General features: G+C 64.9%; 24 protein-coding genes. 16 read left to right on the forward strand and 8 right to left on the reverse strand.

Annotation, left to right across the window (positions count from 1 at the left end):
• The first annotated feature begins 433 nt into the window (after window positions 1-433).
• The 5 genes from DOM41_RS04760 to DOM41_RS04780 all read left to right on the forward strand — a co-directional run bounded on the left by DOM41_RS04760 (window position 434) and on the right by DOM41_RS04780 (window position 5,304).
• Window positions 434-733 (forward strand): exodeoxyribonuclease VII small subunit, encoded by a 300-nt coding sequence (locus DOM41_RS04760; RefSeq protein WP_110685694.1) that lies wholly within the window; start codon window positions 434-436, stop codon window positions 731-733.
• The gene (gene ispA / locus DOM41_RS04765; RefSeq protein ID WP_245391743.1) at window positions 693-1,664 is read left to right on the forward strand and encodes a (2E,6E)-farnesyl diphosphate synthase; all 972 of its coding nucleotides are present in this window, start codon (window positions 693-695) and stop codon (window positions 1,662-1,664) included. The genes DOM41_RS04760 and ispA overlap by 41 nt, the downstream gene beginning before the upstream one ends.
• Window positions 1,665-1,681: 17 nt before the next feature.
• Window positions 1,682-3,667: a 1-deoxy-D-xylulose-5-phosphate synthase gene (dxs, locus tag DOM41_RS04770; RefSeq protein WP_188112359.1), complete on the forward strand. Its 1,986-nt coding sequence runs from the start codon at window positions 1,682-1,684 to the stop codon at window positions 3,665-3,667.
• Between the two features lie 34 nt (window positions 3,668-3,701).
• Window positions 3,702-4,475: a co-chaperone DjlA gene (gene djlA, locus DOM41_RS04775; RefSeq protein WP_110685697.1), complete on the forward strand. Its 774-nt coding sequence runs from the start codon at window positions 3,702-3,704 to the stop codon at window positions 4,473-4,475.
• Between the two features lie 166 nt (window positions 4,476-4,641).
• Window positions 4,642-5,304 (forward strand): methyltransferase domain-containing protein, encoded by a 663-nt coding sequence (locus DOM41_RS04780; RefSeq protein WP_110685698.1) that lies wholly within the window; start codon window positions 4,642-4,644, stop codon window positions 5,302-5,304.
• On the opposite strand, the gene DOM41_RS04785 is transcribed toward DOM41_RS04780, so the two are convergent.
• Complete coding sequence (locus tag DOM41_RS04785; RefSeq protein ID WP_157956838.1) at window positions 5,211-5,813, reverse strand: TetR/AcrR family transcriptional regulator; 603 nt, start codon at window positions 5,811-5,813, stop codon at window positions 5,211-5,213. The two genes, DOM41_RS04780 and DOM41_RS04785, sit on opposite strands and share 94 nt — an antisense overlap.
• Window positions 5,814-5,938: 125 nt before the next feature.
• Between DOM41_RS04785 and DOM41_RS04790 the strand changes: the two genes are divergently transcribed.
• The 3 genes from DOM41_RS04790 to DOM41_RS04800 all read left to right on the forward strand — a co-directional run bounded on the left by DOM41_RS04790 (window position 5,939) and on the right by DOM41_RS04800 (window position 7,198).
• Window positions 5,939-6,256, forward strand: a complete 318-nt coding sequence (locus tag DOM41_RS04790) for a DMT family transporter (RefSeq protein ID WP_223160929.1) — start codon at window positions 5,939-5,941, stop codon at window positions 6,254-6,256.
• Window positions 6,253-6,585 (forward strand): DMT family transporter, encoded by a 333-nt coding sequence (locus DOM41_RS04795; protein ID WP_245391744.1) that lies wholly within the window; start codon window positions 6,253-6,255, stop codon window positions 6,583-6,585. The genes DOM41_RS04790 and DOM41_RS04795 overlap by 4 nt, the downstream gene beginning before the upstream one ends.
• A 124-nt stretch (window positions 6,586-6,709) precedes the next feature.
• The gene (locus DOM41_RS04800) at window positions 6,710-7,198 is read left to right on the forward strand and encodes a DUF421 domain-containing protein (protein WP_110685701.1); all 489 of its coding nucleotides are present in this window, start codon (window positions 6,710-6,712) and stop codon (window positions 7,196-7,198) included.
• A 55-nt stretch (window positions 7,199-7,253) separates the two neighbouring features.
• On the opposite strand, the gene DOM41_RS04805 is transcribed toward DOM41_RS04800, so the two are convergent.
• The 7 genes from DOM41_RS04805 to ribA form a co-directional block, all read right to left on the reverse strand.
• A complete protein-coding gene (locus tag DOM41_RS04805; protein ID WP_110685702.1) occupies window positions 7,254-9,437 on the reverse strand; it encodes a TRAP transporter permease in 2,184 nt (727 codons plus the stop codon).
• 126 nt (window positions 9,438-9,563) lie between these two features.
• Window positions 9,564-10,562 carry a TAXI family TRAP transporter solute-binding subunit gene (locus DOM41_RS04810; RefSeq protein ID WP_110685703.1) on the reverse strand — a complete coding sequence of 333 codons (999 nt, stop codon included), beginning with the start codon at window positions 10,560-10,562 and terminating at the stop codon, window positions 9,564-9,566.
• 231 nt (window positions 10,563-10,793) lie between these two features.
• A complete protein-coding gene (locus DOM41_RS04815) occupies window positions 10,794-12,191 on the reverse strand; it encodes a sigma-54-dependent transcriptional regulator (protein WP_110685704.1) in 1,398 nt (465 codons plus the stop codon).
• Window positions 12,184-14,028 (reverse strand): sensor histidine kinase, encoded by a 1,845-nt coding sequence (locus DOM41_RS04820; protein ID WP_110685705.1) that lies wholly within the window; start codon window positions 14,026-14,028, stop codon window positions 12,184-12,186. The genes DOM41_RS04815 and DOM41_RS04820 overlap by 8 nt, the downstream gene beginning before the upstream one ends.
• Window positions 14,025-15,881, reverse strand: a complete 1,857-nt coding sequence (locus tag DOM41_RS04825; protein ID WP_110685706.1) for an ABC transporter ATP-binding protein — start codon at window positions 15,879-15,881, stop codon at window positions 14,025-14,027. Before DOM41_RS04825 ends, DOM41_RS04820 begins: the two co-directional genes overlap by 4 nt.
• Window positions 15,882-16,081: 200 nt before the next feature.
• Window positions 16,082-16,810: a PAQR family membrane homeostasis protein TrhA gene (gene trhA / locus DOM41_RS04830; protein ID WP_110685707.1), complete on the reverse strand. Its 729-nt coding sequence runs from the start codon at window positions 16,808-16,810 to the stop codon at window positions 16,082-16,084.
• A gap of 221 nt (window positions 16,811-17,031) precedes the next feature.
• Complete coding sequence (gene ribA / locus DOM41_RS04835; RefSeq protein ID WP_110685846.1) at window positions 17,032-17,667, reverse strand: GTP cyclohydrolase II; 636 nt, start codon at window positions 17,665-17,667, stop codon at window positions 17,032-17,034.
• A 178-nt stretch (window positions 17,668-17,845) separates the two neighbouring features.
• On the opposite strand from ribA, the gene hemE reads away from it, so the two are divergent.
• The 8 genes from hemE (at window position 17,846) to DOM41_RS04875 (ending at window position 24,944) form a co-directional block, all read left to right on the forward strand.
• Window positions 17,846-18,961 (forward strand): uroporphyrinogen decarboxylase, encoded by a 1,116-nt coding sequence (hemE, locus tag DOM41_RS04840; protein ID WP_110685708.1) that lies wholly within the window; start codon window positions 17,846-17,848, stop codon window positions 18,959-18,961.
• The gene (locus DOM41_RS04845) at window positions 18,933-19,448 is read left to right on the forward strand and encodes a thiol-disulfide oxidoreductase DCC family protein (protein WP_110685709.1); all 516 of its coding nucleotides are present in this window, start codon (window positions 18,933-18,935) and stop codon (window positions 19,446-19,448) included. The genes hemE and DOM41_RS04845 overlap by 29 nt, the downstream gene beginning before the upstream one ends.
• Window positions 19,445-19,804: a VanZ family protein gene (locus tag DOM41_RS04850; RefSeq protein ID WP_110685710.1), complete on the forward strand. Its 360-nt coding sequence runs from the start codon at window positions 19,445-19,447 to the stop codon at window positions 19,802-19,804. The genes DOM41_RS04845 and DOM41_RS04850 overlap by 4 nt, the downstream gene beginning before the upstream one ends.
• Window positions 19,805-20,119: 315 nt before the next feature.
• Entirely contained in the window at window positions 20,120-21,148 is a 1,029-nt protein-coding gene (locus DOM41_RS04855; protein ID WP_110685711.1) for an amino acid ABC transporter substrate-binding protein, read from the forward strand.
• Between the two features lie 116 nt (window positions 21,149-21,264).
• The gene (locus DOM41_RS04860; RefSeq protein WP_110685712.1) at window positions 21,265-22,455 is read left to right on the forward strand and encodes an amino acid ABC transporter permease; all 1,191 of its coding nucleotides are present in this window, start codon (window positions 21,265-21,267) and stop codon (window positions 22,453-22,455) included.
• A 1-nt stretch (window position 22,456) separates the two neighbouring features.
• Window positions 22,457-23,569 (forward strand): amino acid ABC transporter permease, encoded by a 1,113-nt coding sequence (locus DOM41_RS04865; RefSeq protein WP_188112360.1) that lies wholly within the window; start codon window positions 22,457-22,459, stop codon window positions 23,567-23,569.
• Between the two features lie 106 nt (window positions 23,570-23,675).
• Window positions 23,676-24,404 (forward strand): amino acid ABC transporter ATP-binding protein, encoded by a 729-nt coding sequence (locus tag DOM41_RS04870; RefSeq protein ID WP_110685848.1) that lies wholly within the window; start codon window positions 23,676-23,678, stop codon window positions 24,402-24,404.
• Between the two features lie 117 nt (window positions 24,405-24,521).
• Window positions 24,522-24,944, forward strand: a complete 423-nt coding sequence (locus DOM41_RS04875; RefSeq protein WP_110685713.1) for a baeRF12 domain-containing protein — start codon at window positions 24,522-24,524, stop codon at window positions 24,942-24,944.
• Window positions 24,945-25,009 lie beyond the last annotated feature (65 nt).

Consider the following 25,009-nt stretch of genomic DNA (forward strand, 5'->3'; position numbering starts at 1 on the left):
TCATCTCCTTGATCGTTGTCGTGATCGCCCCGACCGGCTCGCGCCGTGACGAAATCATTGACGTTGTGCTGCCCGTAATGCGTCGGAAAATCGCGATGCTTCTCATGCCGATCTCGGGCAGACTCCATGAAAGTAGAAGGCTGTTGGCGCGCCTGCCAGATAAAGGTTGCGATCAGCGTCGAATAAGCGGTTAAAAGACGCTAAAAACAAGATTTATTAATCTGTGTTAACGCGCAGACGACATCGCTTACGCCGTCAGCGCTCGTCAGCCAGCGAGCCCGGCGAGAATGGGCGGGCAAGGGCAGACGACCCCGGGGGGCAGCGGTGTATACTCATCGGTCAAACGCAAACCGGCGTGCGGCATGGCCGCCTCGCCCAGACGACAGCTCTCGATGCCGGCTCGGTTTGGCGAGAGCGACGACACGAGAGCCCTATGTCCGACAACAGCGCCGACCGGCCAGCGACTCAGGCCGACCGCGACCCGCCGCAGGATTTCGCCGCCACGCTTTCCCAGCTCGAGGGTCTGGTTAGCCGGCTAGAATCCGGCGAACTCAGTCTCGAGGCATCCCTCGAGGCCTTCGAGCGTGGCATTCGACTGACTCGTGACGCCCAGCGGCGTCTCGACGGCGCCGAACTAAAGGTGCAGGCGCTGCTCGAGCAGGCCGATGGCGGCCTCGAGGAAGTCGCCTTCGATGCCCCGCAGCCTGACCGGGGGGCCGGGAATGGGCAGTGACGCCACGCAGGAGTTCGCCCGCGCGAATCCTTCAGCCAGCACACCAGGCGACGTCGGCCTGTCGTCGCAGGCGATCGATGCGGCACGCGAACGCGCCGAACGGGTGCTCGCCGGCTGGCTCGACCGCCAGGATGGCGCCTGTGCCTCTCTTGACGACGCCATGCGCTACGGTGTCCTCGGCACCGGCAAGCGGCTGCGGCCGATTCTCGTCTATCTCGCCGGCCAGGCGCTGGGCGGGGACGATGATGCGCTCGACGCGCCCGCGGCTGCGGTGGAAATGATCCACGCCTATTCGCTGGTTCACGACGACCTGCCAGCGATGGACGACGACGATCTGCGGCGGGGCCGGCCTACCGTGCATCGCGCCTTTGACGAGCCCTCGGCCATTCTCGCCGGCGATGCCCTGCAAACGCTTGCTTTCGAGGTGGTAGCGGCCTCGCCGCATCCGCGCCTCGGTGCCCTGATCACCACGCTCGCCCGTGCCGCCGGCCGCGATGGCATGGCGGCCGGCCAGGCGATCGACCTTGGCGCAGTGGGCTCGCGGATGGACCTGGCGTCGCTGCAGCGCATGCATCAGCACAAAACCGGCGCGCTGATTCGCGCTGCGGTGAGGCTCGGGGCGCTGGTGGCGGTGGACGAGAGCGACCCCCGGGTCAGCGCGCTTGACCGCTACGCTGCCGCCATCGGCCTGGCGTTCCAGATTCAGGACGACGTGCTCGATGTCACCGGCGATACGCAGACGCTGGGCAAGGCCTCCGGCGCCGATGCCCAGCGCGACAAGCCGACCTATCCTGCGCTACTGGGCCTGGAGCCGGCGCGCGAGCGCGCTCAGGCGCTGCTGACCGAAGCTCTCGAGGCGCTCGACATTCTGGGCGAGCGCGGCACGGCGCTGGCAGCGCTGGCGAGATACATGATCGATCGCGATCACTGACCGGTAACGACATGTCTATGAAGTTGTTCGATGAGATTCCCACCCAGCGCCCGCTGACGCCGCGGCTCGACACGCTCGAGACCCCGGAAGGGCTGCGGGAGCTATCCCTGTCCCAGCTGCGCGAGGTCGCCGACGAGCTGCGCGCCTATCTGCTCTACAGCGTGGGGGTCAGCGGTGGCCATTTCGGGGCCGGTCTCGGCGTGGTCGAGCTGACCGTTGCGCTGCACCGCGCCCTCGAGACCCCCCACGACCGGCTCGTGTGGGACGTCGGCCACCAGGCCTATCCGCACAAGATCCTGACCGGTCGGCGTGAGGCGCTGCTGGGCATTCGACAGTACGGGGGGCTTGCTGCCTTTCCGCGGCGCGAGGAGTCGGCGTTCGACACCTTCGGCGTTGGCCACTCCAGCACCTCGATTTCGGCCGCACTCGGCATGGCGCTCGGCGCCCGCGCGAAGGGCGAAAAGCGTCGTGTCTGCGCGGTGATCGGCGACGGCGCACTGACCGCCGGCATGGCGTTCGAGGCGCTGGCCCACGCCGGCCACGTCAACGCCAATCTGCTGGTGGTGCTCAACGACAACGAGATGTCGATCTCCGAAAACGTTGGCGGTATGGCGAGTTATCTGACCCGGATTCTCACCAGCAAGCCCTACGCGGCGATGCGTGAAAACTCCAAGCGGGTACTGTCGCATCTGCCGGGCGCACTCGAGTTTGCCCGCCGCACCGAAGAGCACGTCAAAGGGATGATCAGCCCGGCGACGCTGTTCGAGGAGATGGGGTTCAACTACATCGGTCCCATCGACGGTCACGACCTCGGCGCGCTCAATCAGGCACTCGAGGCGCTGCGCGACCAGGAAGGGCCGCAGTTTCTCCACGTGCGCACGCGCAAGGGACGGGGGTTTCGGCCGGCGGAGTCCGACCCGATCGGCTTTCATGCGATCACCAAGCTCGAAAAGACACCGCCGCCCGCGCCCAAGGTCGATGCCGTCTCCGCGCCGGCAGCTACACCCCAGCCCAACAGCGAGGTGTCTCGGCCGAAGCCGCGCAAGTACTGCAATGTCTTCGGTGACTGGCTCTGCGACATGGCGGCGGCGGATTCACGGCTGATCGGCATCACCCCAGCGATGCGCGAAGGCTCCGACCTGGTGCGTTTCTCGCAGACGTATCCGGAGCGCTACTTCGACGTCGCAATTGCCGAGCAGCACGCGGTAACGCTTGCCGCGGGCATGGCCTGCGAGGGCATGAAGCCGGTGGTGGCGATCTACTCGACCTTCCTGCAGCGCGGCTACGATCAGCTGATTCACGACGTTGCCGTGCAGCATCTTGACGTCACCTTCGCCATCGACCGCGCCGGGCTCGTGGGCGAAGACGGCCCGACGCACCACGGCGCCATGGATCTCTCGTTTCTGCGCTGCGTGCCGGGCCTGGTCATTCTGGCGCCGGCGGACGAGGCGGAGTGCCGGGCGATGCTCTCGACGGCCTACCACCACGCCGGTCCTGCGGCGGTGCGCTACCCGCGCGGGACGGGGCCGGGCAGCGAGATTCCCACCGATCTGGAGGCGCGCATCCCCATTGGCCGTGCCGAGAGCCGACGGCAACGTCGCGGTAGCGAGGTCGGCGAGCGCGCAGGCCCCAGCGTGGCGCTACTCGCCTTCGGCAGCCTCAACGTGCCGGCCGCCGACGTCGCCGAACGTCTCGACGCGACCCACATCAACATGCGCTCGGTGAAGCCGCTCGATAGTGAAGCCATCCTGCGCGCCGCCCGCGACCACGATCTGGTGGTGACGCTCGAGGAGAACGTCGTCTCCGGCGGTGCCGGCAGCGGTGTCAATGAAGTGCTGGCCGCGGCGGGCGTCGAGATTCCCCTGCTCAACCTCGGTATCCCGGATGCCTTCGTTGAGCACGGCAAGCCGGCGGAGCTGCTGCGCGACTGCGGGCTCGATGCCGAGGGTATCGAGGCCGCGATTCGCCAGCGTCTGGCCGCGGCCGATGCGGCTGCTGAATAACGAACCTTCTGAATAACGAATAACGGACTTATCCATGCTGTTTCTGATTGCGGTTGGCGCCTTCATTGGCTATCTCATCGGCAAGCTGCCGGGGCTTCTCATTGGTGCGGGCGTCGGCTGGTGGATCACCAAAAAGCTGCGGGCGTCGCTGCTGGGCAAGGTGGTCAATATCCAGCATCAGCTGCTCGAATCGACCTTCGCGGTGATGGGGTGTGTGTGCAAGGTTGACGGCCACATCACCGAAGACGAGATTCGTACCGCCCAGACGCTGTTCGACCGCATGCAACTCAGCGCCGAGCAGCGGGAGCGGGCCAAGGCCGCGTTCAATCGCGGCAAGGAAGCGGACTTCGACCTCGATGCCGAGGTGGCGAAGGTTCGCCAGGTGACCGGCGGTCAGCGTGCGCTGCTGCAGGTCTTCCTTCAGGTCCAGCTGGCGGCGATTGCCGCCGACGGTCAGATGCATCCGGCCGAGCACAAAGTGCTGCTGCGTGTGGCGCGCGGGCTCGGCTTCTCCGAGGCCGAGATCGATCAGATCGAAGCGATGCTGCGTGGTGGACATCAGGCCGGCGGTAGCCAGGCGAGCAGCGGTCAGTCGCTGGAGGATGCCTATCGTGTGCTGGGGGTCTCGGAAGAGGCCACCGACGCCGAGCTCAAGCGCGCCTACCGTAAGCTGATGAGCGAAAACCATCCCGACAAGCTCGCCGGCAAGGGGTTGCCAGAGAGCATGCGCGAGATGGCCAAGGAGCGCACCAGCGAGATCAGCAATGCCTACGAGCTGATTCGCAAGCGCCGCGCCGGCGAGGTCTGAGCGGCCGCGTCGCGGCTGCTGCCGTGGCGGATGCCTCACTGGAAAGCCGCCGGCGACGCTATCGCCGGCGGTTTTTTTCATGGTGGCGTCTATTGGCTGTCGGCGAGGGAAAGTCTTAGATTGAAGGGATTGCCGACATGACTCGTTGCCACAAGGATGTCACCGCATGCTCGCCAAGGCTGAGCTCTACCGCACTGCCGCGCGTGTTCTGAGTACCCTGGATCGAACCGGCTGGATACTGCGCTATCGCTGGGGGGATCGGCGTCTGCTGGAGGACGTGATCCTGCCGACACTGGACCGTGACCCGGCCGTGTCATCGGCGCTGCTCGTCGGCTGCGCCTGGTATACGCGACACTACCCGCGTTTACTGCCACGGACTCACGTCCTCACCATGGAGATCGATCCCGCCAAGGCGGCGTTCGGTGGCGAGCGGCATCTCGTGGCCAATATGGTGGAGATTCGTCAGCACGTGGCGCCGGGGTCGCTGGATGCCATCGTGTGTAACGGGGTGCTCGGGTGGGGACTGGACGACGCCTGTGCCGTCGAGGCGGCCTTCGCCGGGGCCGTCAGATGTCTCAAGCCGGGCGGATTGTTCCTGCTTGGCTGGAACGACATCGCACCGCGCAACGGCTGCGCCCCCGACACGATCGCGGCACTCGAGGGGCTCGAGGCGGTGCCGGTGCCGGGCCTCGGGGCGCACTCACTGGTTGCGCTTGAGCGTAACCAGCACTGCTATCAGGCCTGGCGCCGGCCGGAAGAGGACGCCACGCCGGCCCAGAACACCGACCAGACGCCGGAAAAGCGCCGCGCGAGTTCCGCCGGCGGATAAAGAAAGGTCTCCGACAGCAGCCCATCGATCACGCAGTAGAAGGCGGCGAGAAAGTCCGCCTCAGTGAGATCCTGCCGCACGGCGCCCGCCGCTCGGCCCTCGGCCAGCAGCGCAGACAGGCGCTGATCGATACGGCGCTCACCCGCCAGCATGATCTGGCTCGCCTCGTCGGCGAGTTCCTGCGGGGGGAAGAGCAGAAAACGCTTGTAGAACACGCCTTGATGTTCGCGGTAAGCGAACGTCGCACAGTGGTGCAGCAGGTGGCGCAGCCGTTGCTCGAACGACGCCTTTGCCTGCTCGGCGAGGCTTTCGTCCATCAGCGCAATCATGTCGGCGTCGGCATCGGCGGCGAGTTCCAGAAACAGTGCCGCCTTGCTCTCGAAATGATTGTAGATCGACGGCTTCTTGATCTCGGCCGCGTCGGCAATGCGCGCAAGGCTTGTGCCTTCGTAGCCATGCCGAGCGAAGAGGGACAGGCCGATCTGTTTCAGGCGGTTGCGGGTATTCAATGAGCACTCTCTTGGGGTGACGAGCCGCCTAGCTTGCCAACAAAACGCCTGACAAATAAACTAACGACCGTTAGTTAGTCTATTGGTTAGTCTATTGGTTAGTCTATTAGTCAGTGGAGTGGGTAATGCTGCAGCCACAGTGGTTCATTCTACCGATCGCGGGCCTTGCCGAAGTGGGTTGGGCGACGGGGCTCAAGCATGCGGGGACTCCGCTCGAGTGGATGGCGACGATCGTGCTGGCGGTAGGCAGCCTGTGGCTTGCCTCCCGTGCGGTTCGCTATCTACCGGTCAGCACGGTCTACACGGTCTTCGTCGGACTCGGTGCCGCCGGCACGGCGGTCGCCGACTGGGTCGTGTTCGGCGTGCCGTTCCACTGGCCTGTTCTGGGCTTTCTGTCGATCCTGCTCGCCGGTGTGATCGGACTCCAGCAGGTGAGCGAATGATGGAGACGTCCACGCTTCACTGGTTGTTGCTGATCGTCTCCGGGGTGTTCGAGATCGTTGGCGTTGCCGGGTTCGAACGACTGCATCGCGGTCAGCGTACGTGGGGGCTGGCTCTGCTGGTGTGCGGGTTTGGTGGCTCGTTGGGGCTGCTGTCGATCGCCATGCGCTCGATCGACATGGGCGTGGCCTATGCGGTCTTCACCGGCATCGGCACCCTTGGCAGCACGCTGATGGGCATGCTGGCCTGGGGTGAATCGCGGCGCCCGCTGCGACTCGCCTTCGTCGCGATGATCGTCGCCGCCGTCATCGGCCTGAAGCTCTCGAGCTGAGGCGAGTCCCGTCTGCCGGTTCGCCAGTGGCGCCGTCAGCACCTACGCTCAACCCTCGCGCGGCGGCGATGTTCCGGTAATCCATCGGACGCCGCATGATCTTTCCGATCTCCGGAGCCCGCTCATGCATCCCATCGTGCATACGCTCATCATCGGTTGTCTTAGTTTCCTGGCATTGATCGTCGTGATCCGGCTATCGGGCAAGCGCACGCTGTCGAAGTGGAACGCTTTCGACTTCGTCGTCACCATCGCTCTCGGTTCGACGCTCTCGACGGCATTGATCTCCACCGACGTCTCGCTCGCCCAGAGCATCACGGCGTTCGTGCTGATCGTTGCGCTGCAGTTCGCGATCACCTACACGTCGGTGCGCTCGCCAAGCGTCAAGAATCTGGTCAAGTCGCAACCGACGCTGCTGCTCGAGGCGGGGGTCTTTCGCGGCGAAGCGATGCGTCGAGAGCGCGTGGTGGAGGCAGAGATACGCGCCGCGATTCGCGAGAACGGCATTGCCGACGTGGAGACCGTGCATGCGGTGGTGCTGGAGACCGACGGCACCTTCAGCGTGATCCCCGAGTCTGGCGACAGCAATTCTGCCCTGCTGGGCGTGGCGCGATAGCGCGCCACGTCGCGGGGGGGCGGAGCGGGGCCGATTGGCACCGGCCCCGCTATGGTCACGGCGCGGCAACCCTCGGCTTGCCGCTGTTGTCGCCACGCCGCTGAATCATGATCAGCAGGATCACGATGACCGCCCCGGCCAGGTCGGAGTAGATCCCGCCGTAGATCATGCACATGGCGCCGATGAACATGACGACTCGCTGCCACAGCCCCGCCGGCCCGAAGAACCATGCCTGGACCGTCGCGGAGAGCAGCACGATACCCACCGTGGCGGTGACACCCACGCGCAGGATCTGCAGCCAGCTCCCCTCCATCAGCATCGCCGGGCTATAGAAGAACATGAACGGCACGATGAAGGCGGCCAGGCCGATCTTGAACGAGGCCACCGAGGTGCCCATGGCGTTGTCGCCGGAAATGCCCGCCGCGGCGTAGGAGGCGAGCGCCACCGGCGGCGTGATGGCCGAGACGACCGCGAAATAGAAGACGAAGAAGTGTGCCACCAGCGGCTGGATACCGATGCCGATCAGCCCCGGGGCGACGACCGAGGCGGCCACGGCGTAGGCGGCGGTGGTCGGCATGCCCATCCCCAGTAGAATGCTGATCAGCATGGCGAAGAACAGCGCCAGCAGCTGACTGACACCCGCCATGCCCAGCAGCAGCGACGAGAAGCGCGCGCCGACACCGGTCAAGCCGATGACACCGACGATCAGCCCCGCGCAGGCACAGACAGCGATGATCTGAATCGACATCGTCCCACCGAGCTGCAGCGCGCGCAGGATCGCCACCGGCCCCATCTTGTGCGGCGAGAGCCAGCTGACGATGGCGGCAGCGGCGGTGGCCAGCGTGCCGGCACGAATCACCGAATAGCCCATGAACAGGGCCACGATCAGGATGATGATCGGGGCGAACAGGTAGACCTGTTTGACGAGAGCCGAGAAGCGCGGGATCTCCTCCTTGCGCATGCCGCGCATCCCCTTGCGCGCGGCTTCGAAGTCGACCATGAAATAGACCGACGCGAAGTAGAGGATCGCCGGGATCACTGCGGCAATCGCGATCTCGGTGTAGGGAATGCCGGTAATCTCGGCCATGATGAACGCGCCTGCGCCCATGATCGGCGGCATGATCTGGCCGCCGGTCGAGGCGGCGGCCTCGATGGCACCGGCGCTGCGGGCGGGGTAGCCGACCTTCTTCATCAGCGGGATCGTCAGCGAGCCGGTGGAGACCACGTTACCGGCGCTGGTGCCGTTGATCATGCCCATCAGGCCGGAGGCGAAGATCGACACCTTGGCCGGACCGCCCCGGGCCCGCCCGGCGGCGGCGAAGGCGAAGTTGACGAAGTAGTCGCCGACCTTGGAGGCCTGCAGGAAGGCCGCGAAGATGATGAACAGGATGATGTACGTCGAGGAGACGGCAGTGGTCGGTCCCAACACCCCGGCATCGGTGTAGACCTGACTGAAGAAGCGGTTGAGCGAGAGCCCCGGGTAGCCGAGAAAGCCCGGCAGCCATGGGCCGATGAAGACATAGGCGATGAACACGCCCGAGATCACGACCAGCGCCAGGCCGGCGACCCGCCGGGTCAGTTCGAGAATCAGCAGCGAGCCGGCGATCGCCGCCCAGGAGATGCCGATCGGCGCGAAGGCGGTGCCGGTCGCCGCGCGCATCGGCGAGTTGAACATCAACAGCAGGTAGCTGGAGGCGGCGGCAGCGGCCACCATCAGTACCAGCTCGGTGAGCGGCAGGATCTCGCGCGTACGACGGATGCACCAGGAGAGCAGGATGGCCCCCGCGGTGGCGACGAGCAGCGGAGCACCGAAGTGCCAGGTCTCGACGACCGGCTCGATGCGCATGGCACCGGCGGCCATCGTCTGGCGCATCAGGAAGACCTGTAGCAGGGCGTAGCCGGCGGGCAGCAGCAGTAGCGCCGCCACACCGTCCAGCCAGCGCGGCGACGCGCGACGCGTCTCGTCGACGAATTGCGCTCCGGTGTAGAGCCCGAAACCGAGAATCAAGGCGCCGCAGACGTGCAGGATGCGAAACGTCCAGGTCTCGATCGGATAGAGATTCAGGGTGATCAGGTGGAAGCTGGTGTAGGCCACCGCCAGGCCGGCGAATAACCACCACTTCCAACCCGAGAAGAGACGACGGCCGGGCTCGACGACATCCTCGTCAACGCCCTTGGCGATGATCAATTCGTCCTCGGCGTGCGGCTTGTCATGCCGCGGGGCGGTGTCTTGCGTCATGGCGCGCTTCCTTGTTCAGCCCGCGGCAGGCCGCCGATCCCGAGCCCCGATAGCGGGAGCTCGAGGGGACGGTAGGGGGGCCGCGGGCAGTCGATATCGGCGCCGCCCCGCAGGGGCGGCGGTCAATTACTCGTGGATCAGGGACGGGTCGATCTCGTAGCCATTCTCCTCGTACCAGCGCACCGCGCCCGGGTGGAAAGGCAGTACGGTGTTGTACTCGAGGTTCTCCGGTACGCTGTTGGCGGCGCTGCGATGGATATCGCGCATGCGATCGTTGTTCTCCAGACTCAGCTTGGTGATCTGGTAGACGAAGCTCTCCGGCAGGTCACAGTTGGCGATGGTGAAGTTCCACATGGAGACCGCGCGGGCGTCGGCGTCCAGCGTGCTGTAGGTGTCGGCGGGGATGCTGAACGACGATACCGGGAAGGCATCGATCACCTGCTGCTGCTCGTCTTCGGTGAACTCGATGATGTTGACGTCGGTCTGCACTTCCAGCTGGCTGACGGCAGGAATCGGGATCCCGGCGGCGAAGGCCACCACGTCGATCAGGCCATCCTGCAGCTGTCCGCCGAGGTCCGACCAGCCGCCGTTGCGACGCTCGAAGTCGACGCCCAGCGTTTCGAGAATGGCCGGGAAATAGGTGTCCGAGGTCGAGGCGGCGGGGCCGAAGCCGATGCGGGCGCCGTCAGGGATCTCCGAAATCGAGGTGATGCCGCTACTGGAGAGCGCGGCGATCGAGAAGGGGGTCTCGTACATGGGGAACAGCGCACAGACGTTGTCCATCGCCATGCCGGGTGCCAGCGGGCTTTCGCCATTCAATGCCTGTGCTGCCGGGCCCATGGTGGTCAGCCCCAGGGCCACGTCGCCGGTGTGAACGAGCGCCATGTTCTGGGTCGGCCCACCGGTGATCTCGCCGCCGCCGGAGATGCCCAATTCGTCGGCGATCAGGTTGGCCCAGCCGGAGCCGTAGACGTAGTAGGTGCCGCCCTGGCTGGCCGTGGCGACGGTGATGCTGTCCGGCCAGTCGCTGCGATCGCTCTCCTCGGCTGCCTGGGTGACCACGGAAACGGTGGCCAGCGTGGTGGCAACGCTGAGCGCGAGAGTCGTGCGTGAAAGCTGTGGCATGGTGCGTGCTCCGGTGTCGGGGATAGCGGGCGCGTCGAATCCGAACCGACGCGTCCTACACCGAAGTCATGGCAAGCCGTGCGCCACTTCCTGCGATTGTGTGTTATTTCAGTAAGTTGCTGATTTGGCGTTAAACTTTGGTCACAAGCCGAGGGCGGATCAAATGGCGGTTACCCGCACGCCCGCCACCATCCGGTGTGTGGGAATCCGCACACCGGCGGCAGGCGCTCATCAGGTGCCCTCGGCAGTATCGTCCTCTCGGCGGCGATAGGTCTCGGCCCGCAGACCATACTTCTTGAGCTTGTCGTAGAGCGTCTTGCGTGGCACACCCAGCCGTTCGCAGGCGTCGTTCATGCGCCCCCGGCTGCGGCTCAGCGCCTGATCGATCAGACTCTTCTCGAACATCTCTACCTGCTGAGAAAGCGCCATGTCGCCGCGGGTATCGTCGCTGTCGTCCATCAACGCCTCCAGACGATAGTCCCAGGCGCTGCCGATCAGGACGTAGCGCTCGGCCAGATTGCGCAGCTCGCGGACGTTGCCCGGCCAGTCGTGGGCGAGGAGTGCCGACAGACCGGCGCCGTCGAGTGGCGGGGCCTCCTGGCCGCTGCGGGTCGCGGCGACCACCGCGAAGTGCTGAAACAGCAGCGGGATGTCCTCGCGGCGCTCGCGCAGCGGCGGAATGGGAAGGGTGACCACGTTGAGCCGGTAATAGAGATCCTCTCGGAACTGACCGGCCTCGGCGGCGGCTTTCAGGTCCACCTTGGTTGCCGCGATGACTCGGATATCGAGTGCGACCGCGCGGTTGGAGCCGAGCCGCTCGATGGCCCGCTCCTGCAGGACCCGCAGCAGGCGGACCTGCAGGCTGATCGGCATCGACTCGATCTCATCCAGAAAGACCGTGCCACCCTGGGCGTACTCGAACTTGCCGATGCGCCGCTCCACGGCGCCAGTGAAGGCGCCTTTCTCGTGGCCGAAGAGTTCGGACTCGATCATGCTCTCCGGTACCGCACCGCAGTTGATGGCGACAAAGGGAGCGCCGCTGCGCCGGCTGCGCTCGTGGATGGCGCGGGCGATCAGATCCTTGCCGGCCCCTGTCTCGCCGAAAAGCAGGACATCGGCCTCGACCTGGCTGATCCGCGAGACCATGGTGGCGAGTCGGGCGATGGCCTCGGTGCGCCCGACCAGGCGTGGCCCCGGTGCCGACTGCTGAGCCTCCAGCTCGGCGCGCAGATGACGGTTCTCCAGCGCCAGCCGGCGGGTCTCGATGGCCCGCCGCACGACCTCCACCAGTTGCTCTCCGGCGAAGGGCTTCTCGAGAAAGTCCCAGGCGCCGTCGCGCATCGCCGTGACGGCCGTGGAGACATCGCCATGGCCTGTAATCAGGATGACGGGCAGCTCGGGGTCGCGGCCGTGCACCTCGCGCAGCAGGGCCATGCCGTCCATGCCGGGCATGCGGATATCGCTGATCAGGACACCGGCGAAGTCCTTGCCCAGCAGCGCGAGCGCCTCCTCGGCGCTGGCTACCGGCATCGGCTGGTAGCCGGCGAGCTCCAGCGTCTGGCCGGTCGTGAAACGCATGTGCGGTTCGTCATCGACGATGAGTACCGGTGTCTCCGAGCGGTCATTCATGAGCGGTCGCTCCACGGATGGCTGGCAGGTGAATCAGGAAGAGGGCGCCGCCCACCTCGCGGTTACGGGCTTCCAGGCGGCCCCCGAGGTCGGTGACGATGCGTTGCGAGATCGAGAGCCCCAACCCCAACCCCTGGCCGGCGGGTCGTGTCGTGTAGAAAGGCTCGAAGAGGTGCGATAGCCCCTCCGCCGAGAGACCCGGGCCATTGTCGGCGACGCTCAGGGTGACCCAGTCGTCCGTCTGTCTCGCGCTCAGTTCGAGGCGGGCCGACTCGGTCCCTTCCATCGCCTGCAGCGCGTTGCCGATCAGGTTGACCAACACCTGCTCGAGCCGGACCGGGTCGGCATGCACCCAGAGCTGCTGCGAGTCCCAGTCCTTGTCGATGGCGAGATTGCCATCGGCCCAGCGAGAGTGGAACAGGCGCAGCGCGTAGTCGAAGCACTCCTCGACCGAGACCTGGGTCAGTCGCTCGCTGCCCTGGCGAGAAAACTGGCGCAGCTGCGCGCTAATGGCGGCCATGCGTTCGATCAGCTCCGAGATCTGGACCAGATTGGCGGTCGCGTCCGCCGGCCGGCCTCGGTCGAGCAGAATACGGGCATTGTCCGCATACGCCCGAATGGCCGTCAGCGGCTGGTTGAGCTCATGGTTGATGCTCGCCGCCAACTGGCCGAGCACCGCCAGGCGGGCGGCCTGCACCAGCTCGTCGCGAGTCTGGCGCAGGCTCTCTTCGGCGCGCTTGCGCTCTTCGATCTCCTGCGAGAGATGGTGATTGGAGGCCAGCAACTCTTGAGTCCGTTCCGCGACGTGGCGTTCGAGCTCGTCGCGGGTTCGCGCCAGCGTGTTGCGCTCGCGTTCGGCAAAGCGTTCGCGCTCGCGACGAAGACGCACCCGCTGCCAACCGATGCCCCCGCCCAGCGCCAGAAGCATCCAGGCGCCGCCGGCGATCAGGGCACCGAGCCACTGGGCACGCGTCACCGGTGTCAGTGGCTTGAGAATCCGCAGGCTCCAGTTGAACCGTGGCATCGGCTGCGACAGGCTCAGGTACTCATCACCCGCCAGCCGGATCAGGAGGGCTCCCCCGGCCAGCGACTGCGTGATCTCGATGCCCAGATCCGGCAGCGGTTCACTGGCGTAGCGGCGAGTCGCGCGCAGCCCGCGCCGGGCGCTCTCCGACAGCGGGCGCAGCGCGGTCAGGCGCAGCGCCGGATCGCTGGCCATGAAGACGATCCCGTTGATGTCGGTGACCAGCAGGCGGGCGTTGAGGCGCTGCCACTCCTGCTCGATGGCATCGAGGCCGACCTTGACCACCATGACGCCGTCGGGGGTGGAGTCGAGGCCGCTGTCGGCGTCCCATACCGGGGCGGAGAAATAGTAGCCGCGAGCGCCGGACTGGGTGCCCAGGGCGTGGAAGCGACCGCCACGGCCATTGATCGCCTGTCGGTAGTAGCCGCGAAAGGCGAAGTTGTGGCCGAGAAAGCTGTCGGGGCGCTGCCAGTTGCTGGCGGCAATGGTGGTGCCGCTACGGTTCAGCAGATAGACGTCGTAGACGCCGGCTCGGGCACGCGTGCGGTCGAGCAGCCGGTTGAGCGGTGTCGCATCGCGTTCGGCCGGCGCCTGGGCCAGGAACCGGCGGACGCTTTCGCGGGTGGCGAGCAGGTGAGGGAGATAGTCGTGGCGGGTCAGATAGCCGGTGAGATTGGCCTGCGACAGGCGCAGGTCGTTGCCGGCGCTATGGATGAGGCCCTCCAGCGCCTGATCACGGGCGAACAGTGCGCCCTGCCAGGCAGTCAGGGCCAGGCCGCCGATCAGCACGCCGGCCGCCAGTACGGCTTTCATGGCACGACGGCCGCCGGGGCACGCTGATCGGCTTCCAGAAAGCCACCGGACTGGCGGCGCCAGAGCCTGGCATAGACGCCCTCGAGACGGATCAGCTCGGCGTGGGTGCCCTGCTCGACGATTCGCCCGCGCTCCATGACGACCAGGCGATCCATCGCCGCGATGGTCGAGAGCCGGTGGGCAATGGCAATCACCGTCTTGCCCGCCATCAGCCGGTCGAAATTCTCCTGAATGGCAGCCTCGACGTCGGAGTCGAGCGCCGAGGTCGCCTCGTCGAGAATCAGGATCGGCGCATCCTTGAGCATCACCCGAGCGATGGCAAGGCGCTGGCGCTGGCCGCCGGAGAGTTTCACGCCGCGCTCGCCGACATGGGCTTCGAGTCCGGTCTGACCGTCGGCGTCGCGCAGCGACTCGACGAAGCCCGCCACGTGCGCTTCCTCGGCCGCCGCCCAGGCCATCTCGTCGCTCGCATCCGGGCGACCGTAGAGCAGGTTGTCGCGCACCGAGCGATGCAGCAACGCGGTGTCCTGGGTGACCATGCCGATACTGGCGCGCAGGCTCTCCTGGGTGACTTCGGCGATATTCTGGCCGTCGATGCGGATCGCGCCGCCCTCCAGGTCATGGAAGCGCAGCAGCAGATTGACCAGCGTGGACTTGCCCGCCCCGGAGGGACCGATCAGGCCGATCTTCTCGCCGGGCTTGAGCGTCAGCGACAGATCGTCGATGACGCCGCCACCCTTGCCGTAATGAAAGCGGATGTGATCGAAGACGATCTCGCCCTGGGTTACCGTCAATGGCGGCGCATTCGAGGCATCGTCGATCGTGCGTGGCAGCGATAGCGTTGCCATTCCGTCCTGCACCGTGCCGATGTTCTCGAACAGTCTCGACACTTCCCACATGATCCACTGCGACATCCCCCACAGCCGCATCACCAGCCCCAGCGCCACCGCCACCGCTCCGACGCTCACCGCCTGCGCAAGCCAGAGATAGAGCGACAGCCAGCCGACCGCGAACAGCATCAGCGCGTTGAGCAGGTAGAGCGACCCCTCGAGCGCCGTGACCAGTCGCATCTGACGATAGACCGTGGTCAGAAAGCCGCTCATCCCCGACTTGGCGAAGGCCGCTTCGCGACTGGCGTGGGAGAATAGCTTTACCGTCTGGATGTTGCTGTAGCTGTCGACGATACGTCCGGTCATCTGCGAGCGCGCATCCGCCTGGGTCTTGGAGACGCGGCGCATGATCGGCACGAACACCCGCAGCAGCAGCAGATAGCCCACGAGCCAGGCCACCAGCGGCAGTGCCAGGCGCCAGTCCGCACTGCCCACCAGAATCAGCGTCCCCAGGAAGTAGACGCTGACGTAGTTGAGAACGTCGAACAGCTGGATGACGCATTCGCGCACGGCCAGCGATGTCTGCATCACCTTGGTGGCAATGCGTCCGGCCATCTCCTCCTGATAGAAATGCATCGACTGGCGCAGCAGATAGCGGTGCGCCTGCCAGCGAATGCGCATGGGGAAGTTGCCCATCAGCGACTGGTGCTGGAACAGCGAGTGCAGCCAGACCATGCCCGGCAGCAGCACCAGGATCACCAGCGCCATGCCGGCGAGTTTCCAGCCCTGATCGGACACAAAGGTCTCCCGGTTCTGCTCGGAGAGCCAGTCGACGATATTGCCGAGAAAGCCGAACATCCACACCTCGATGCCCGCGATCAGCGCCATCATCGCCGTGGCTGCCAGCAGATAGGGCCAGGCGCCCTTGGTGTAGTGCAGGCAGAAGGCGATCAGCGTGTTCGGTGGCTGCACGGGCTCGGCAGCAGGGAAGGGGTCGAGGCGTTGTTCGAACCAGCGAAACATGGCAATCCTGTCTGACGGCGAGGTAAGAGGGGCTCAGGCCAACGTCGGTTGGTCAGCGAGCCTACCGAGCATAGCGCGGCAGACGCGCCCGGCAAGCCGTCACGCGTGAGAGGAGCCGGAGGCGACCGCGAGACGGCGGCGACCGTCTCGGGGAGGGCTGAGACCGCCAGTGCGAGTGCGCTGGCGCAAGCGGGCGAGGATCAGGCCTGAAACGGCAGCACCGCCGTGTAGACGGCGAAGAAGTGGCAGACGCTGCCGCCGATCACGAACAGATGCCAGATGGCGTGGTTGAAGGGGATCGCGCGCACGGCGTAGAAGAGCACGCCCACGGTATAGATGATGCCGCCGGCGACCAGCAGCCAGAAGCCGGCAGGAGGCAGTCTCGCGGCGACATCCTCAGCGGCGAGCAGGATCAACCAGCCCATGACGATATAGACGATGACCCGAAGTACGTGGAAGCGTCGCGGCCAGATCAGGCGCAGTGCGATCCCGCTGGCGGCGAGCCCCCAGATCACGCCAAACAGCAGCCAACCGGTCGTGCCGCGCAGGTTGACCAGCAGAAACGGCGTGTAGGTGCCGGCGATCAGCAGATAGATCGCGCAGTGATCGAAGGTCTGGAACAGTCGCTTGAGTCGCGGAAGGCGAAAGCCGTGGTAGAGCGTCGAGGCGGTGTAGAGCGTGACGAGACAGAGGCCGTAGAGGGAGACGCCGACGACCTTCCAGGGGTCGACCTGAGCGGCGAGCGAGGCCAGCGCGATCAACACGATCATGCCAATCAGACTCAGCGCCGCGCCGACACCATGGCTCAGGCTATGAAGCCACTCCTCGTGCAGCGAGAATTCGCCGAAATCGGCCGCCGGGGCGGCGTCGCCAACGGCATCGTGCGTGGGATTCGGCAGGGCGAGTGAAGCAGTGCGGGGTTCGGTCATGGTCTTGCAACCTCCCGGAGTGGCGGCGACACGGCGGTAGCAGCCCTGCGACACCCTGAAGCCTGGCGGCCCGAGGGGCAGGTCCTATCCATTATGACCCAAAGTGGGGGTCAGGGTTCATTTTGAGTGCCAGGGATGACGCGCGCATGACACGACGCCGAGACAGCAGGCGGGGCGACCGGCAAGCGAGGCCGCCAAACGGGGCGGCCGATCACTCGATGTCAGGCGTCGCGCTCGATATCGACGTCGCTAGCGGGCGTAAAATCGTCGAGCTGCATCATGTGGCCGAGCTTGCCGACCTTGGTGGTCAGATAGTGCTCGTTGAAGGGGTTGCGGCCGGTGGTGATCGCCAGGCGTTCGCGAATGTTCACCCCATCCTGGACGAGCGCTTCGACCTTGCGCGGGTTGTTGGTCATCAGCTTCAGCGAGCCGATGCCAAGATGCTCGAGCATCGGTACACAGATGTCGTAGCGACGCTGGTCGGCGTTAAAGCCGAGTTGCTCGTTGGCCTCGACCGTATCCGCGCCCTCGTCCTGAAGCGCGTAAGCGCGAATCTTGTTGAGCAGGCCGATACCGCGACCTTCCTGACGCAGATAGAGCAGGGCGCCGCGCCCCTCGTCGGCGATTCGCTTGAGCGCTTCCTGCAGCTGATAACCGCAGTCGCAGCGCATCGAGAAAAGCGCGTCGCCGGTCAGGCACTCGGAGTGCACGCGGGCCAGCACAGGCTCCTCCGTGGTGACGTCGCCGAGCGTGAGCACGACGTGCTCCTTGCCGGTGGTCTCTTCCTGGAAGCCGTGCAGCATGAACGTCGCCCAGGGTGTGGGCAGTTGCGATGCGGCAATGAAGCGGATGGACACGATGACCTCGCGAGACGGACTGCTACCGTCCACCAGCGCGCAGCGGACGGGGGGTTCAAAGAGGGCGGGCATTATATCAGGGTTGCCGATCGAACGTATCAGGGTTGCCCATCGAACGTATCAGGCTCGCCGCGCCATCCGTTACACTGAAGCCAAATCTCGTAACCCGAAGGCCGTCATGACCTCTTTCAACGACCCCGCGCCGCAGACGTCCGCCGACACGCCGGCAAGCTCGACGCTGCATAACGACCGTCTGTTGCGCGCCCTCGCGCGCCAGCCCGTCGACCGCACACCGGTCTGGATGATGCGTCAGGCCGGCCGCTATCTGCCGGAGTATCGCGCGGTGCGCGCCGAGGCCGGCAGCTTCATGGACCTCTGCCGCAACCGGGATTTCGCCTGCGACGTTACGCTTCAGCCGCTGGAGCGCTTCCCGCTGGATGCGGCGATTCTCTTCTCCGATATCCTCACCATTCCGGATGCGATGGGGCTCGGGCTCTATTTCGAGACCGGTGAGGGGCCGAAGTTTCGCAAGCCGCTGCGCACCGCCGCCGACGTCGCTGCGATCAAGGCACCGGACGCCGAGCGCGATCTGGATTACGTCATGAACGCGGTGCGTACCATCCGCCACGAGCTGAATGGTAGGGTGCCGCTGATCGGGTTCTCGGGGAGCCCCTGGACGCTTGCGACCTACATGGTCGAAGGCGGCTCGAGCAAGGATTTCCGCCACATCAAGTCGATGCTCTACGGCGACCCGCAGACCCTGCACACCTTGCTGGGTGTACTCGCCACCTCGGTGACCGACTATCTCAACGCGCAGATTCGTGCCGGCGCGCAGGTCGTGCAGATCTTCGATACCTGGGGCGGGGCGCTGTCGACACCGGCGTATCAGGCGTTCTCGCTCAGCTACATGCAGCGCATCGTCGGTGGGCTGATTCGCGACCATGACGGCCGCCGGGTGCCGGTGATTCTGTTCACCAAGAATGGCGGTCAGTGGCTGGAAACGATCGCCGACAGCGGCTGCGACGCGGTGGGCATCGACTGGACCACGGAACTTGGCGATGCGCGTCGTCGGGTCGGCGAGCAGGTGGCCATTCAGGGTAATCTCGACCCCAACGTGCTGTTTGCCCCGCCCAAGGCGATCCGCAGCGAGGTCGCCCGCCTGCTGGAGAGCTTCGGCCCGGGCGACGGCCACGTCTTCAATCTTGGGCATGGGATCAGCCAGTTCACCGACCCCGACCACGTGACCGCCTTCATGGAGGCGCTCCATGAACTCAGCCCGGCCTACCATCGTTGAGTCGAGCACCAACGCTGAACCGAGGAGTGCCGGCGTCGACGGGCTGCTGCTCTTCGACGCCGGCTGCCCCTTCTGCCGGCGCTCGGTTCGCTGGTTTCTGGCGCGGGAGCGCCGCGACAGCCGGCTTACCATCGCCGGGCTGGAGACGCCCCTCGGCGAGCGACTGGGCCGACATTTCACCTTCGACCCGAGCCTCGGCGACAGCATTCGCTATGTGACGGCGGGGTGCTGTCATCGTGACAGCGAGGCGCTGTGGCGACTTTGCGAACGCCTCGACGGTAGCTGGGGAGCGCTCGCCCGGATGCAGCAGGTGCCTCGCCCGCTGCGCGACGGTGTCTATCGTTTCGTCGGGCGCCACCGCAGTCGGCTTGCCCCCAGTGACGATGACCGGCTCGAGTCGCACCCACGCTGGATCGACCGGCTCGGCGAGACGCACTGCCAGCGTCTCGGACTGCCGGCCTCGCTCGCGGATGGAGCGCCGGCTTGAAACGAGGACGTCTAATTGCCGTTGCCCTCACGCTGGGTTGGGCGCTTGCGATCACCTGGGGCAGCCTGACCCCGGGCAGCAGCCTGCCGAGTGACCTGCCATGGGACAAGTTCAACCACTTCGTCGGCTACGGCGGACTCGCCATGGGGCTGAGTCTGACCGGTCTTCGCCCTCGCTGGGCGGTGGGTCTCGCCATCCTCTATGGTATCGCTGTCGAGTACGCGCAGCTCGCAGTGCCGGGGCGCAGCGGCGGCGACTGGGCAGATATTCTCGCCAATTCGTTGGGTGCCGTCGCTGGGACGCTCTTCGCGATGTTGATTCGAGGGCTCTACCGCCGACGCCTAGCGTCTTGTTGATACGGCTCTCGCGACCCGCTTTGTCCTGAAGTGGCCGAGACGGCACGCTTCATGCCGCCCCCCTCGCACAGTCGTTGATCGCGTCGTTTCTGGGCGCCCTGTTTTGGTGCGTGTCGAGCTTCAGCTGGTGAAATTGCCTTGAAATGAGGCGCCTTGCTCGAAAGATCGACTCGTTCGCCAGACGCACACTCCAAGAATAGCTCTTGAAAAACAAGTTTTTAGCGCAAGTAAGACAGATGTGGAATGGACTTTGCTATGACCCTGTGAGCATGCTCTGTATGCACACTAAAACCACGCAAGGGAGTGGAGTTCACTATGCATCACAAGAATAAAAGCCTGTCGCTACTGTCCGTCGTCGCCCTCGGCGCCGTCGCGGCCACCCAGGCAAGTGCTGCCACACTGGACGACATCGGTAACAGCGGCGAGATCCGCTGTGGGGTCAACGCCGGATTGACCGGTTTTTCCGCGCCGGACGAAGACGGTCGGTGGTCGGGTATCGACGCGGATTTCTGCCGCGCCGTTGCCGCCGCCACGCTTGGCGATGCCGAGTCGGTTGCGTTTACGCCGCTGACCGCCAAGGAGCGTTTCACGGCCTTGCAGTCCGGTGAGGTCGACGTGCTGTCGCGCAACACCACCTGGACCGCGACCCGAGATAATTCCCTGGGCCTGAACTTCACCGGCGTCACCTTCTACGACGGTCAGGCGTTCATGGTGAGCAAGGATCTGGGCGTCAGCAGCCTGGACGAGCTCAACGGTGCCACGATCTGCATTCAGTCCGGCACGACGCACGAGCTGAACATCGCCGACTACTTCCCCGCGAATGACCTCGACTATCAGCTAGTCACTTTCGACACCCCTGACCAGACGGCTCAGGGCTTCGGCAGCGGCCGCTGTGACGTGCTGACGTCCGACTCGTCTCAGCTCGCAGCCCTGCGGCTCCAGCTCGACGAACCGGACAGTGCCATGATTCTGCCCGAGCGTATCTCCAAGGAGCCGTTGGGCCCGGTGGTTCGCCAGGGTGACAGCCAGTGGTTCAACGTCGTCAAGTGGACACTCTTCGCCATGATCAATGCCGAAGAAATGGGTGTGACTCAGGACAATGTCGACGAGATGCGCGACAACCCGCCGAACCCGAATGTCGCTCGCCTGCTGGGTCAGGACGGCAACTACGGAGAGCAGATGGGTCTGGACAGTGACTGGGCCTACAACATCGTCAAGCAGGTGGGTAACTACGCGGAGGTCTACGATCGCAACGTGGGCGCCGACTCCCCGCTGGGCATCGACCGCGGTATCAACGCGCTGTGGAGCGATGGTGGTATCCAGTACGCACCGCCGGTTCGCTGAGGCGTTTTTCGCCAGGCGTTAGCTGTTATCGCAACACTGTGCCCCGGTAAGCCCGGGGCACAGTGCTTCTCAATGCTCGGGTCGAGAGCGACACGATAGGCAAGATAGACACCTCTATGCTGCGTCCATCCTCTTCTCTACTGCGGCGAGGCCATGGCCCGCTGTGGCGAAATCCCACGGTACGTGCGTTGATCGTTCAGTTCGTGCTCTTCGTGGCACTGGCGGTCTTCATCGGCTTTCTCGTCCACAACACGCTGGCCAACCTGGATGCCCGGGGCATCAAGACCGGTTTCGATTTCCTCGACCGACGTGCCGGTTTCTCCATCCCCCAGACGCTGATCGACTACACCAGCAACTCGAGCTATGGACGAACCTTTGTCATCGGGCTGCTGAATACCCTGCTGGTGTCGGCGATGGGGATCGTGCTGGCAACCCTTCTCGGGTTTCTGATCGGGATCGCGCGGCTGTCGCCCAATTGGCTACTGGCGCGACTGGCGACCGTCTACGTCGAGACCTTTCGCAATATCCCGCTGCTGGTTCAGATTCTGTTCTGGTACTACGCCGTGCTGCGGGCGCTACCGTCGCCGCGACAGAGTCTGTCGTTGTTCGACGCTTTCTTCTTCAACGTCCGTGGCGTGGTGATGCCGGATCCGCAGCCACTGCCGGGATTCACCGCCACGATGTGGGCGCTGCTGTTCGCGGTGATCGCAACCGTGGCATTCGCGGTCTGGGCCAAGCGGCGTCAGAGTCGCACCGGCCAGGCGCTGCCCGTCTACTGGATCGGCGCCGGCGTCATCGTCGGCGTACCGCTGGCAGCCTTTCTGCTCACGGGGGCGCCGCTGGAGTGGACGATTCCCGAGATGGCGGGCTTTAACTTCCGCGGCGGCGTGAACATCCTGCCGGAACTGGTCGCCCTGTGGCTGGCGCTATCGATCTATACGGCGTCCTTCATCGCCGAGATCGTCCGCTCGGGCATTCTCTCGGTTTCCCAGGGGCAGACCGAAGCCGCACGTTCACTGAGCCTGCCGGGGGCGATTACCCTGCGCAAGATCGTAATTCCTCAAGCGATGCGCGTGATTGTGCCGCAGATGACCAGCCAGTATCTGAACTTGATCAAAAACTCGTCACTGGCGACGGCGATTGGCTATCCCGACATCGTTGCTGTCTTCGCGGGTACCACGCTCAACCAGACCGGCCAGGCGATCGAGATCATCGCCATGACCATGGCGGTCTACCTGGTCATCAGTCTGACGGTGTCGTTTCTGATGAATCTCTACAACGCCCGCACGCTGATGAAGGAGCGATGAGATGAACGATCAATCCGCTTATCGCACCGACATGATCGCTGCCCGCCAGGCGCCGGATCAGCGGCGTGGCGTGGTGGGATGGCTGCGCGCCAACCTCTTCAACGGGCCCGTCAACAGCGTTGTCTCGGTGGTCGTGATCGGCTTTCTGGCGTGGTGTCTCTGGCCGTTTCTGAAATGGACGCTGTTCGATGCCGACTTTCTCGGTTCGACCCGTGCCGACTGCACCGGAGACGGCGCGTGCTGGGTCTTCATCTCGGCGCGTTTCGAATCCATCGTTTACGGCTTCTACCCCGAAGCGGCGCGCTGGCGAGTGGATATCGTCTTCGCGATGATGGCGATACTCGTGGCGTGGCTCGCCATCCCCCGGCTGCCCTACAAGCGCTGGGTGGGACTGTTCGCGCTGGTAGGCTTTCCCGTCGTCGCCTGGATTCTGCTCAGCGGCGGTTATTTCGGGCTCGAGTCCGTCCCCACGCGTGCCTGGGGCGGGCTGATGCTGACGCTTGTGATCGCGACCGTGGGCATCGTCGGTTCGCTGCCGCTCGGTGTGCTGCTGGCGCTGGGCCGGCGCTCCAAGATGCCGTTCGTCAAGGCGGTCAGCGTCATCTTCATCGAGTTCTGGCGCGGCGTACCGCTGATCACGGTGCTGTTCATGGCCTCGGTCATGCTGCCGCTGTTCGTTCCCGGCAACGTCGAGTTCGACAAGCTGCTGCGAGCGCTGATCGGTATCATGTTCTTCTGGAGCGCCTACATGGCCGAGGTGATCCGAGGCGGGCTACAGGCGATCGGCCGAGGCCAGAACGAGGCGGGCCAGGCGCTGGGGCTGGGGTACTGGCAGCGCACTGGGCTGATCATCCTGCCGCAGGCGCTGAAGCTCGTCATTCCGGGGATCGTCAACACCTTCATCGCGCTGTTCAAGGACACCTCGCTGGTGCTGATCATCGGCCTGTTCGACCTGCTCGCGATCATTCGGGCCGGGCTCACCGATGCCAACTGGCTGGGCTTCTCCACCGAAGGCTACGTCTTCGCGGCGCTGATGTTCTGGGTCTTCTGTTTTGCCATGTCGCGCTACAGCCAGTACATCGAGCGTCGCCTCAACACGAGTTACCGGACATGATGCGGACAGCAACGCCGACTGGCCTTCAACAACAATGGATTGGGGAAAACGAGTGATGAACGAAGCCACTGCGTCCGATACCCGCACCGGCGATGACGCCAAGCCGATGATCGAGATCGAGCAGCTCAACAAGTGGTACGGCGACTTCCACGTCCTGCGTGATATCGACCTCACCGTCGCCAAGGGCGAACGCATCGTCATCTGCGGGCCTTCCGGGTCGGGCAAGTCGACGTTGATTCGCTGCATGAACCATCTGGAGGCTCACCAGCAGGGGGCGATCACCGTCAACGGCATCGAGATGACCCGCGACATCAAGCGGATCGAGCAGATCCGTCGTAACGTCGGCATGGTGTTTCAGCACTTCAATCTGTTTCCGCACCTCACGGTGCTGGAGAACTGCTGTCTGTCTCAGATATGGGTGCAGAAGAAGCCTCGGGCGGAAGCGGAGAAGACCGCATTCGAGTATCTCGAGCGCGTGCAGATCGCCGATCAGGCGCGCAAGTATCCGGGGCAGCTCTCCGGCGGCCAGCAGCAGCGCGTGGCGATCGCCCGGGCGCTCTGCATGCGCCCCGAGGTGATGCTGTTCGACGAACCGACGTCGGCGCTCGACCCGGAGATGATCAAGGAAGTGCTCGACGTCATGATCGAGCTTGCTCAGGAAGGCATGACGATGCTCTGCGTGACCCACGAGATGGGTTTTGCCAAGACTGTGGCGGACCGCGTCATCTTCATGGACCAGGGCCAGATTATCGAGCAGGCGCCGCCGGCCGAGTTCTTCAACAACCCACGCTCGGACCGGACCAAGCTCTTCCTGAGTCAGATTCTGGGGCACTGATTCGCTGGTCTGGCGGCGATCGCCTTGAGCAACGGCCCTCTGTCGACCACGCTTGGGTGGCAGTCCGCGCCGAGACAGACGTCTCGGCACGATCGATCCAAGGAGAGGAGACAGATCATGGAAAAAACCTACGTTGTTGCTGCCGATGCCGCTCGGGCACGTATCTTCGTACGCGAAGCGAATGCGCTGCGCGAAATCGAGGCGCTCACGCACTCGGAATCTCGCCTGCACACCGGTGACCTGCGTACCGGCGGCAAGGGTGAAGCGACCTCCGGCGCCAGTCAGCGCCAGACCGGTGACGATAGCGCCACCTCGGACAAGCACGAGTCTTTCTTTGCCAAGGAGGTGGCCGAGTACCTGCGTGATGCCCGCACCAAGCACAACGTCGAGGCGTTCATCCTGATCGCCGCGCCGCAGTTTCTCGGCGAACTGCGCGATAAGCTGGACAAACCGACGCAGGCGCTGGTGACCAAGACGCTCGACAAGGATGTGTCGAAGGCAAGCGAAGACGAAATCGCCAAAAAGCTTGGCTGGTCCTGAACCGCTTTCCGGCCTCGACCAAGCACTCGGGTAACTAAAGTCTAGCGGCGGGCTGGCCGTTAAAC

The organism is Salinicola aestuarinus (assembly GCF_003206645.1).
Lineage (GTDB): Bacteria > Pseudomonadota > Gammaproteobacteria > Pseudomonadales > Halomonadaceae > Salinicola > Salinicola aestuarinus.

Bases quoted from the DNA above. Each gene is read 5' to 3' on its own strand.
- DOM41_RS04760 (WP_110685694.1), top strand. From the start codon at position 434: ATGTCCGACAACAGCGCCGACCGGCCAGCGACTCAGGCCGACCGCGAC.
- ispA (WP_245391743.1), top strand. From the start codon at position 693: ATGCCCCGCAGCCTGACCGGGGGGCCGGGAATGGGCAGTGACGCCACG.
- dxs (WP_188112359.1), top strand. From the start codon at position 1,682: ATGAAGTTGTTCGATGAGATTCCCACCCAGCGCCCGCTGACGCCGCGG.
- djlA (WP_110685697.1), top strand. From the start codon at position 3,702: ATGCTGTTTCTGATTGCGGTTGGCGCCTTCATTGGCTATCTCATCGGC.
- DOM41_RS04780 (WP_110685698.1), top strand. From the start codon at position 4,642: ATGCTCGCCAAGGCTGAGCTCTACCGCACTGCCGCGCGTGTTCTGAGT.
- DOM41_RS04790 (WP_223160929.1), top strand. From the start codon at position 5,939: ATGCTGCAGCCACAGTGGTTCATTCTACCGATCGCGGGCCTTGCCGAA.
- DOM41_RS04795 (WP_245391744.1), top strand. From the start codon at position 6,253: ATGATGGAGACGTCCACGCTTCACTGGTTGTTGCTGATCGTCTCCGGG.
- DOM41_RS04800 (WP_110685701.1), top strand. From the start codon at position 6,710: ATGCATCCCATCGTGCATACGCTCATCATCGGTTGTCTTAGTTTCCTG.
- DOM41_RS04805 (WP_110685702.1), bottom strand. From the start codon at position 9,437: ATGACGCAAGACACCGCCCCGCGGCATGACAAGCCGCACGCCGAGGAC.
- DOM41_RS04810 (WP_110685703.1), bottom strand. From the start codon at position 10,562: ATGCCACAGCTTTCACGCACGACTCTCGCGCTCAGCGTTGCCACCACG.
- DOM41_RS04815 (WP_110685704.1), bottom strand. From the start codon at position 12,191: ATGAATGACCGCTCGGAGACACCGGTACTCATCGTCGATGACGAACCG.
- DOM41_RS04820 (WP_110685705.1), bottom strand. From the start codon at position 14,028: ATGAAAGCCGTACTGGCGGCCGGCGTGCTGATCGGCGGCCTGGCCCTG.
- DOM41_RS04825 (WP_110685706.1), bottom strand. From the start codon at position 15,881: ATGTTTCGCTGGTTCGAACAACGCCTCGACCCCTTCCCTGCTGCCGAG.
- trhA (WP_110685707.1), bottom strand. From the start codon at position 16,810: ATGACCGAACCCCGCACTGCTTCACTCGCCCTGCCGAATCCCACGCAC.
- hemE (WP_110685708.1), top strand. From the start codon at position 17,846: ATGACCTCTTTCAACGACCCCGCGCCGCAGACGTCCGCCGACACGCCG.
- DOM41_RS04845 (WP_110685709.1), top strand. From the start codon at position 18,933: ATGAACTCAGCCCGGCCTACCATCGTTGAGTCGAGCACCAACGCTGAA.
- DOM41_RS04855 (WP_110685711.1), top strand. From the start codon at position 20,120: ATGCATCACAAGAATAAAAGCCTGTCGCTACTGTCCGTCGTCGCCCTC.
- DOM41_RS04860 (WP_110685712.1), top strand. From the start codon at position 21,265: ATGCTGCGTCCATCCTCTTCTCTACTGCGGCGAGGCCATGGCCCGCTG.
- DOM41_RS04865 (WP_188112360.1), top strand. From the start codon at position 22,457: ATGAACGATCAATCCGCTTATCGCACCGACATGATCGCTGCCCGCCAG.
- DOM41_RS04870 (WP_110685848.1), top strand. From the start codon at position 23,676: ATGATCGAGATCGAGCAGCTCAACAAGTGGTACGGCGACTTCCACGTC.
- DOM41_RS04875 (WP_110685713.1), top strand. From the start codon at position 24,522: ATGGAAAAAACCTACGTTGTTGCTGCCGATGCCGCTCGGGCACGTATC.